Origin of the sequence: Chitinophaga sp., assembly GCF_035538455.1 — a bacterium.
Taxonomy (GTDB): domain Bacteria; phylum Bacteroidota; class Bacteroidia; order Chitinophagales; family Chitinophagaceae; genus Chitinophaga.
Map to the genome: position 1 here is coordinate 21,143 of NZ_DATLKJ010000039.1, position 9,993 is coordinate 31,135.

Annotated in this window: 7 protein-coding genes; all 7 read left to right on the forward strand. The window is 49.5% G+C overall.

What is annotated here, in order from left to right; genetic code table 11:
• Nucleotides 1-158 precede the first annotated feature (158 nt).
• On the forward strand, nucleotides 159-3,491 hold the full coding sequence (locus VM802_RS04645; RefSeq protein ID WP_325528473.1) for a SusC/RagA family TonB-linked outer membrane protein: 3,333 nt from the start codon (nucleotides 159-161) through the stop codon (nucleotides 3,489-3,491).
• Between the two features lie 10 nt (nucleotides 3,492-3,501).
• Nucleotides 3,502-4,932, forward strand: coding sequence for a RagB/SusD family nutrient uptake outer membrane protein (locus VM802_RS04650; protein WP_325528475.1), 1,431 nt, complete (start codon nucleotides 3,502-3,504; stop codon nucleotides 4,930-4,932).
• 17 nt (nucleotides 4,933-4,949) lie between these two features.
• Nucleotides 4,950-5,729 (forward strand): DUF4843 domain-containing protein, encoded by a 780-nt coding sequence (locus VM802_RS04655; RefSeq protein WP_325528477.1) that lies wholly within the window; start codon nucleotides 4,950-4,952, stop codon nucleotides 5,727-5,729.
• A 26-nt stretch (nucleotides 5,730-5,755) separates the two neighbouring features.
• On the forward strand, nucleotides 5,756-7,258 hold the full coding sequence (locus VM802_RS04660; RefSeq protein ID WP_325528480.1) for a PKD-like family lipoprotein: 1,503 nt from the start codon (nucleotides 5,756-5,758) through the stop codon (nucleotides 7,256-7,258).
• Between the two features lie 19 nt (nucleotides 7,259-7,277).
• Nucleotides 7,278-8,318 (forward strand): redoxin domain-containing protein, encoded by a 1,041-nt coding sequence (locus VM802_RS04665; RefSeq protein ID WP_325528482.1) that lies wholly within the window; start codon nucleotides 7,278-7,280, stop codon nucleotides 8,316-8,318.
• A 134-nt stretch (nucleotides 8,319-8,452) separates the two neighbouring features.
• Entirely contained in the window at nucleotides 8,453-9,478 is a 1,026-nt protein-coding gene (locus tag VM802_RS04670) for a redoxin domain-containing protein (RefSeq protein WP_325528484.1), read from the forward strand.
• Between the two features lie 133 nt (nucleotides 9,479-9,611).
• Nucleotides 9,612-9,993, forward strand: a 382-nt coding sequence (locus tag VM802_RS04675; RefSeq protein ID WP_325528486.1) for a DUF4369 domain-containing protein, incomplete at its 3' end; no start/stop codon positions are given.

Here is a 9,993-nt window from a genome sequence, read left to right on the forward strand (position 1 = left end):
GCCTCCATACAGTACGCGGAAAAGGGCTTGTTTTATGCCATCAGCGGACAACTGGTAAATAGGCAATGTATTTATTATTAACCAAGATCTCACAGCTCCGATAACTGTGAAGTACCTGCGCGCCGTAGTGCCGGGTCAGAACCAAACCAATGAATAGTATGCGATCCAGGATTTTCTTCTTGTTGATCAGCTGCGTGCAGCTGACAATGACCTGCTATGCCCAGGTCACGATATCGGGAAAAGGACTGACCTTCCCTATGCTCTTTAAAGAGATCAGGAAGCAGACCGGGTACAAGTTCGTCTACAACAATAACATGCTGCCGGAAGAGCAGCGGATGGATATTGATGTGAAAGATGCGCCTGTTAGCGTGGTCCTCGACAGGTACCTGAAACCGGCCATGCTAACTTATGTGATCCGGGAAGACAAGATGATAGTTATCAGCCAGGTGAAGCAGCGGGAGCAACCCTCATCGTCGCCTCCGCAGGTGATCCGCGGCAGGATCATTAATGATAGCGGGCAACCGCTGCATGGCGCCGTTATCATTATAAAAGGCACCCGGCTCGGCACCGTCGCTAACCAGGACGGTAATTTTGAGTTGCAGGTACCCGGCCGGGATGTAACGCTGATCATCTCTTTTGTGGGCTACCGGTCCATAGAACTGGAAGCATGGAGCGGCAGCAAAACCATCGCGCTGCAAGCTGTCGCAGTAGACATCAAAGATGTGACCATCAGTACAGGTATGTTCAATCGTAACAAGACCACCTTTTCCGGTGCAGTAGCCTCTTTCACAGGAAAAGAACTGCGCCGCGTAGGTAACCTGAATGTGTTGCAAAGCCTGAAAACGCTCGACCCTTCCTTTATCATTGTGCCGGACAACTCGAAAGGATCCAATCCTAACCAGTTGCCCAAGATAGAAGTGAGAGGTAAGACCAGCCTTTCTTCCAATACGGTGAGAGATCAATTTTCAACAGACCCCAACCAACCATTATTTATTTTGAACGGGATGGAAACCACCCTGCAACAGATCATCGACCTCGATATCAACAGGGTGGCGTCCATCACATTGCTGAAAGATGCGGCTTCCACAGCACTGTACGGCTCCCGGGCCGCTAATGGCGTGGTGATCGTGGAAACAGTACTGCCCAAACCCGGGGAACTGAATGTCTCCTATACAACTGACCTGCGCTTTGAGATTCCCGACCTGCGCGATTACAATATGATGAATGCTGCAGAGAACCTGGAATTTCAGCGGCTGGGCGGTTTATATAAAACACCCATTTTCAGTTATTATAGTACCGTTAACGATTACCTGTACAACGATCGCCTGGTTGCCGTGAAAAGCGGCGTTAACAGCTACTGGCTCAATGTGCCTTTGCAGAACAGTTTTACCAATGGCCACTCGTTGCAGGTAAACGGCGGCAGTTCCGAATTCCAGTATGGCATCGGACTGAACTACCGGGGCTTAAATGGCGTGATGATCGGTTCCGACAGGAAAACATGGGGTGGTACCGTTGATCTCGTCTACCGGAAAAAGAAACTCAACATCTCCAACTTGCTGTATGTAAATGGCACCAATGCCAACGAATCGCCCTACGGCACATTCCGTGATTTTGTGAATATCAATCCCTACTATCGTAAAAAGAAAAACGACGGCAGCCTCAATACAGATCGCTATCTGGAAACATATCTGACTGATGACGGTACAACCTGGCAATTTCTAAGTTTTTACCTTCCAGATACCGTGAAGATCGGCAACCCCATCTACAACGCCAGCCTGGGTTCGAAGAATAATAGCAATACGTTCATGTTGCAGAACACCGTGAACCTGATCTACGATATCCGCCCGGAATGGCGCATTTCAGGCGCTTTGCAGGTAAACAAGAATACAGCTACCACCATCAGTTTTATCCCTTCGGCGAATACCATGTTCGATACCGCGAGCATATATCAGAAGGGCTCCTATACTGAAACCCGCCAGGATGGACTAGGTTACCAGGCTAACCTGATGCTCACCTACCGGAAAGTGATCAACAGCGTGCATAGCTTGACGGGTAACGCTCGTTCAGAGATCCAGGAGCAGGCGCAAACCACTACCGGCTTCACGGCCACCGGTTTCCCCGATGGCGTGAAACCCAATCCTGCCTTTGCTTATGGCTTTCAACCCTATGCCAGACCACTTTATAACAAAACGAAAATACGGCGGGTGAATGCGTTGGCGAGCGTAAACTATGCATACAACAACCGCTATTTTGTGGACCTGAATTTCAGGATAGATGGTTCCACCGCTTTTGGTACTAGTAACAAATATTCTCCTTTCTGGTCGATAGGGGCAGGCTGGAATATCAGCAGTGAAAAGATGATGAAGCAGATCTCTTGGCTCACTATGTTGCGGATCAGGGCCAACGTCGGGACCACCGGCAACCAGGCGCTGGGCAGCTTTGCCTCTACTTCTGTGTATGGATATGAAAACAATCAGAATATCTTCGGGCAGGGGCTGTCCATCACGCAGCTGGGCAACCCTTTGCTGCAATGGCAGCGCACACGCAGTACCAGTGGCGGTATCGACGCCATACTCTGGAACGGCCGGCTCACGGCCACGCTTAACGTGTACGAAAAATTATCCAACCCGCTCATTGCCACCGGTTCCTTGCCGGCATCGTCAGGCGTGTCTACCTATGCGCTCAATGTAGGCAAGCTGCGCACGAGAGGGGCAGAGGCCATCATTCGTTTCTCGCCCGTTTATCATCCTGATAAAAATGTGCTCTGGATGCTGGGCTATACCGGTAGTCTCTATAAAAGCCGCTACGAAGGCTTCTCCAATATCCTGAAGAACCTGAACGATGAAGCGCAAAAATCCAATTCCCTGCAACGCTACCTGGATGGCTACAGCCCCGATGAGCTGTGGGCTGTTACTTCACTGGGTATCGACCCTGCTACCGGGCAGGAAATGTTCCGTAAGAAGAACGGGGAAGAAACCTTTGTATACGATCCTGCCGATATTATGCCTGTCGGCGATGGAAAACCATTGATACAAGGCGTGATAAGCTCCAACCTGAATATCAAAGGTTTCCTGCTGGGCATTAACCTTCGTTACAGCATAGGCATGTATATCTTCAATAATGCGCTTTTTTCCAAAGTGGAAAATATCAGCCTTGAAGACCTACGGTACAACCAGGACAAAAGAGCGCTGGAACTTCGATGGAAGCAACCTGGCGACCATGCAGCCTTCAGGGCGATTGATATTACCAGTCAAACGCCGATGTCGTCCCGCTTTATCCAGAAAGAAAATTTCATCACCGGCGAGTCTATCAATGCGGGATATGAATTTCGTTCCATGCAATACCGCTGGCTGCAACGCCTGGGATTAAAGACCATCCGGCTGAATGCCTACATGAATGATATTTTCCGGTTGTCCAATATCAAGTCGGAGCGGGGCCTCGATTATCCTTTCAGTAATGCAGTATCCTTCAGTGCCAATATTTTCTTCTAAAAAAATCAGTATGCGATATATTCAAACTGTTTCCTTGCTTATCATAATGCTGCTGCTGTTCGCCTGCAACAAATACCTGGATGTACAGCCGGAAGATAAGTTCCTCGAAAATGATGTTTACGGCAGCCGTACTTCTATCCGGAATGCGCTCAACGGTATTTACCTGAACCTGGCTAAGCCGGCCGCTTACGGGGAGAATTATACCTGCACTGCGCTGGACGTGATGGCGCAATATTATAACTGCAGCAGCAGCAGTCATCCTTTTAATACGCAGGCCGCTTATCAATACACAGATGCCGCCGTGATGAATCGCACCACTACCATGTGGAACAGTAGTTATGCGGCCGTGCTCAATCTCAATCTTTTTATCAAACACCTGGGTCCGGATAACAAGGTGTTGCCGGAAGATGAAAAACAGTTGTTGCTGGGAGAAGCATACGGCTTGCGGGCTTTCGTAGCCTTTGACCTGCTAAGGCTCTTCGGGCCGGTGTATGCGGTGGATTCATCGAAAGCAGCCATTCCATATCCGCATGATCCTGAGTCAAAGATCCAGGTATTGCTGCCTGCCAATGTGGTGATGCAAAATGTGCTGGATGACCTGGCCACAGCGGCAAAGCTGCTGGAACACGATCCTGTGCGCAGCAATGGCGTGCAGGCAACGCCGCTGGGTGGCGACAGCTACTTCGGTTTCCGTAACCGCCGTATGAACTATTACGCTGTAAAGGCGTTGCTGGCCAGGACGCTGCTTTACCGCGGAGACCTTGCCAGCGCGAAGGCCGCTGCGGACAACGTTATCAAAGAAGCTTCGGCATGGTTCCCCTGGAGCCCCTCTGCACTGTCGGCGCCGGGCATCACGAATCCCGACAGGATCTTTTCTTCTGAGGTGATCTTCGGGCTGGAAAATGCCGATATGTATAATACCCAGGCGAACCGGTTTGCCGCCAGTCTTTTTGACGACGAAATACTAATGCCTTTGCCGCAACGGCTCAATGCCATCTATGAACAGTATAGCAACGATTACCGTTTCCGTATCAATTTTGATGTAGACCATACTTCTACAAGAACGGATAAAACATTCTTCAAATATGCGGACGTGGGAAATAAAAACCTGATGTACCGCAAGCTGCAACCACTTATAAGGATCGCTGAAATGTACTACATCTCGGCAGAAGGGACACCAGATGATGCCAGCGCCACCCGGCTGCTGAATGCCGTACGCTTCAACAGGGGGCTGCCTTTGCTTACGCTCAATGGCGACAAACAAACACAGCTCGGCAAGGAATACCAGAAAGAGTTTTGGGGGGAAGGGCAGCTCTTCTTCTATTTCAAACGTACCCGGCAAACGGCCATCAGCAGCGGGGCTTCGGCCGATGCTACCATCACCATGACGCCCGATATGTACGTAGTGCCACTGCCTTTGTCTGAAACCGCTTTCAGGTAACCTTTTAATATATCAACATGAAAAAGATCATTTTCTATTGCCTCATCATATGCCTGGCTGCTGGTTGCACCAAAAGCGAACTGATGCAATATGAGGGAAATGCCAGCATTTTTTTTTCTAATGCATATCGGGCTCAATATGGGCCAAGCTATGATACGTTTCACTACAGCTTTGCTATAGACACGCTTAAAAGTTATAATAAGTTGAAAGCGTATGTTTATGTGTCAGGCGAGGTAACTGCTAATAGCCGCACTTTCACGCTTGCGCCCGACGCTGGCACCACCACCGCTGTTGCAGGTCGTCATTACATCCTGCCGGTGGCCGACAGCCTTATAATCCCTGCCGGGCAGGTGAGCCGCATTGTCCCGATCACCTTGCTGCGCCCGGCAGACCTGTACGAGAAGTCGGTGACGCTGACACTGAAACTGTTGCCTGATAACAATTTCAAGACCAGCATACCGGTGTATGACCACAACAGTACTTATGTTAAGTCGATTGTAACCATGAGGATCGTGATAGATGATATCCTCGCCAAGCCGGGGTTATGGGATGCCAACCAAAACGCACTGGGCTCCTATTCCAGGCTGAAGCTGGAACGGATGGTAAAGGAACTATCACTCTCGCTGACGAGGTTTTATTCCAATCCTAATTCTTTTTCGTCTCCTCCTTACTCTGCGCCCCAGCTCACCAACTTCGCCAGGCAATTACAAGCCTATTTGCGTCAGCAGCAACAGGCAGGGCATCCCGTGCTGGAAGCCGATGGCAGCATCATGAAAATGGGGCCCGCCGTACAATAAATTTCTTTCATCATTATAGATCAGCTATGAAAAGATATACTTTACTGGTGGCCGTGCTGGCATTGCTGGCAGTGTCCTGTATGAAAGACAAGGGGAGTTACGACTACACGGCCGTGAACCGGGTACAGATCAAAGGGATCGATTCTTCCTACAATGTTGACCTTGGCGCAAGGCTCATCATCAGGCCCACCCTGACGATGACGGACGATCCGATAGGAGATACGGCCAACTATTCCTACAAATGGGTGGTGGATCACGCAATCGGCTTTGGGGCGGTTGGGTTCATAATTTCTACGCAGCACGACCTGGACACGGCAGTGGCGGGTCTTCGTTTGAGTGCGGGCAGCTACTCTATGTATTACCGGGTTACCGATAAAAAGACCGGCATATTTACAGACAGCCATTTTCTTCTGACGATGACTACTGCCAGCTATGAAGGTTGGCTGCTGCTCTGCGATACAGAAGATGGCAACAGCCGGCTCGATATGATCTCACATGCAGGGAACCATGATACCTTGTACCGTAACATCCTGCAAAAAATGCAATCGACCTATGTAGCTACCGGCAAACCGGCCTATGTAGCTACCGGCATTGCCAATGTTGGTGGGCCTGCCATCGGTTTCGTGACCACCTTTGTAGCTACCAGCAAAAAGGCGGTGGTGCTGGGCGCAAACGCGCTAGACTATTTTCCACCATCATATGATATGAATACGATGATGTACATATCAGACCCGTTTACAGACTGGAGCAATGCGAAGCTTTATCTCTCCAATTTATGTGGTATGTTGTACGCCAACAGAAACCTTTATAATGTTGAGGCCTTTTCCATCAACGGCCCCGTGAATACCAGGGATGGCGGCACGGCTTTATTCACCCCTTCGGCCTGGGTGGGTATAGACAAACAACAAGCTTTTGGCGACCCCATGATCGTGTTCGACAGTACCAGTGGCACTTTCCTTCGCTACCCCGGGCTTGGGAGTACCTGCCTTACACTGCCTGCCGGTGATCTTTTCAATTTTAGTACCGGCATGGAACTGTTGTATATGACCTATGTGCCTTTCAGCGGCGGACAGGTATTTGCTGTGTTGAAGGACCGTAGATCCGAAAAGCGTTATCTCGCCTGTTTTACACTGACTGGTAAACAGAATTATTATGCAGAGATCAGCGGGGAAGGGATTTCGGCTGCCACACAATTCGCGGTGAGCCCCGATCTGGGCTATCTTTTCTATGACGTTGGCGGTAAGGTATATGAATACGATCCTGTGTTGAAGCAGGCCCTCCTGATGCACGACTACGGCGCCAGCACTATCTCTCTAATGAAATTCCAGCCATTTGCGAGCATTTTTGATCTTGCACTGAATGCGGAATATTATAAAAGCCTTGAGAAAAAATTGCTGGTATGTACTTATACGAAAGGCGTCGGCATGCTGGATCTCTATACCGTACCGGAGATCAACGGACAGATCCAGTTGTACCGCTCTTATCCTGGTACAGGGAAAGTAGTAAGCCTTGCCTACAGAGAAAGATGATCATTATTAAATCAAAACCATGATACGAAGCCGTTGTTATTTGCTAATGGTATTGCTGTTGCCGATTGCGGCCTATGCTGCCAAACCTTTCCGGGTTACCGGAAACCTGCACCTGGCCGATCAGCCGGTATGGGCGCATCTTCTTTATACATCCGGTGATCAAAAGGTGGATGACTCTGCCCGCATCACCAATGGTAAATTTACATTCACCGGTGAACTGGATGGACCAGTGAGGGCCTATCTCCAAGTCTACTATCCTCCCTCCGGGGGAAAGTCCTTTGCTCGCGAGTTTTACCTGGAGCCGGGTAACCACACCATCACCATGAGTGAAGATAGAAAACTAACTGTTCAGGGCTCTTTGCTCAACGATGAGTATGTACAGTTGCAACAGGAGCTGGCAAAGATAGGTAAGCCAACCACATGGAAGGAAAAGGAAGTGGACTCGTTAGATGCATTGCGCGATGTGGTGGAGAAGGATTTTGTTTCCAGGCATCCTGCATCCTTTATCAGCCTTGAGTTGTTGAGGGGATTTGACGACTATGGCTTGGAACAACTGGAAGCTGCCTTTGCCAGCCTTACGCCTGCATTGAGGAACAGCCATGGGGGCAAAGCGTTTTCGGCCATGTTGGAAACCCTCAAACGGGTGCAGATTGGCACGGTAGCACCGGATTTTACGGAGAAAGACACCGCCGGTATTGCTATTTCATTAAAAGATTTCCGTGGCAAATATGTGTTGGTAGATTTCTGGGCCAGCTGGTGCATTCCCTGCTTAGAGGAAATGCCTGGTTTGCTGAAAGCCTACAATAAATATAAAGACAGAAACTTTACCGTGCTGGGCGTTTCGCTGGACAAGTCGAAGGCCGCCTGGATCAAGGAAATACAACGGGGTCGGATGCCCTGGAAACAGGTCTCCCACCAGGACCCACAGCGTGTGTCTGCCGCGGACCTGTATGCCGTAAGGTTTATCCCGGAAAATTTTCTCATCAGCCCGGAAGGGAAGATCATTGCGTACAACCTGAGAGGAGAAGCGCTGGAAAAACTGGATGAGCTGTTGAAATGATCAGTTAATATCCTGTTGCGCAGCACTAAAAACCAGTAAATCCGCAAAACGTTATCTCGTCTGTCAACGGCGGCTACAGGGAAAGTAGTGAGCCTTGTCTACAGACAAAGATGATCATTATTAAATCAAAAACCATGATACGAAACCGTTGTTATTTGCTGATGGCACTGCTGTTGCCGATTGCGGCCTATGCTGCCAAACCTTTCCGGGTTACCGGAACCTTGCACCTGGCCGATCAGCCGGCATGGGTACATCTTTATTATATATCCGGTGGTCAAAAGGTGCATGACTCTGCCCGCATCACCGATGGCAAATTTACATTTGCCGGTGAGCTGGATGAACCGGTGAAGGCCAGTCTTAAATGCACTTATCCTTCCTCCGGAGGAAAGTCCTTTGGTGGCCAGTTCTACCTGGAGCCGGGTAACCTCACCATTACCAACGATGCTGAAGAAAAAATGACCGTTCAGGGTTCTTTGCTCAACGATGAGTATGTACAGTTGCAACAGGAGCTGGCAAAGATAGAGCAGTCCGCCAATGGGCAGGAAAGCGGAGAGGTGGTCGCAAAGCATTTGCAGGATTTTATCTCCGGGCATCCTTCATCTTTTATCAGCCTTGATTTGCTGAAAGTACGCACCGACTATACCCCGGAACAACAGGAGGCCATCTTCGCTGGCTTTACGCCTGCATTGAAGAACAGCCATGCTGGCAAAGCGTTTGCGGCTATGCTGGAAAACGTCAAACGGGTGCAGATCGGTGCGGTAGCACCTGATTTTACAGAGAAAGACACCGCCGGTATTGCTGTTTCATTAAAAGATTTCCGTGGCAAATATGTGCTGGTGGATTTCTGGGCCAGCTGGTGCGGTCCCTGCAGACAGGAAAATCCTAATATGCTGAAGGCCTATAATAAATACAAAGACCGGAACTTCACCGTGCTGGGCGTTTCGCTGGACGAGTCAAAGACTGCCTGGATCAAGGCTATAGAACAGGATCAACTGCCCTGGAAACAGATCTTCCACCAGGGTCCGCAGCATGCATCCGCCGAGTACTTGTATGCCGTAAGGTTTATCCCGCAAAACTTTCTCATCAATCCGGAAGGGAAGATCATTGCGCGCAACCTGAGAGCAGAAGGGCTGGAAAAACTGGATGAGCTGTTGAAATGATCAGTTGATATCCTGTTGCGCAGCACTAAAAACCAGTAAATCCGTAAAACGTTATCTCGCCTGACAATGGCAGCTACAGGGAAAGTAGTAAGCCTGGCTTACAGAGAAAGATGATCATTATTAAATCAAAACCATGATACGAAGCCGTTGTTATTTGCTGATGGTATTGCTGTTGCCGATTGCAGCTTATGCTGCCAAACCTTTCCGGGTTACCGGAACCCTGCACCTGGCCGGTAAACCGGTATGGGCGCATCTTGTTTATACATCCGGTGATCAAGAGGTGGATGACTCTGCCCGCATCACCGGTGATAAATTTACATTCGCCGGTGAACTGGATGGACCGGTGAGGGTCTATCTCCAAATCTTCTACCCTCCCTCCGGGGGAAAGCCCTTTACTCGGGAGTTTTACCTGGAGCCGGGTAACCACGCTATCACCATTAGTGAAGATAGAAAAATGACTGTTCAGGGCTCTTTGCTCAACGATGACTATGTACAGTTGCAACAGGAGTTGGCAA

Bases quoted from the DNA above. Each gene is read 5' to 3' on its own strand.
- VM802_RS04655 (WP_325528477.1), top strand. From the start codon at position 4,950: ATGAAAAAGATCATTTTCTATTGCCTCATCATATGCCTGGCTGCTGGT.
- VM802_RS04660 (WP_325528480.1), top strand. From the start codon at position 5,756: ATGAAAAGATATACTTTACTGGTGGCCGTGCTGGCATTGCTGGCAGTG.
- VM802_RS04645 (WP_325528473.1), top strand. From the start codon at position 159: ATGCGATCCAGGATTTTCTTCTTGTTGATCAGCTGCGTGCAGCTGACA.
- VM802_RS04650 (WP_325528475.1), top strand. From the start codon at position 3,502: ATGCGATATATTCAAACTGTTTCCTTGCTTATCATAATGCTGCTGCTG.
- VM802_RS04665 (WP_325528482.1), top strand. From the start codon at position 7,278: ATGATACGAAGCCGTTGTTATTTGCTAATGGTATTGCTGTTGCCGATT.
- VM802_RS04670 (WP_325528484.1), top strand. From the start codon at position 8,453: ATGATACGAAACCGTTGTTATTTGCTGATGGCACTGCTGTTGCCGATT.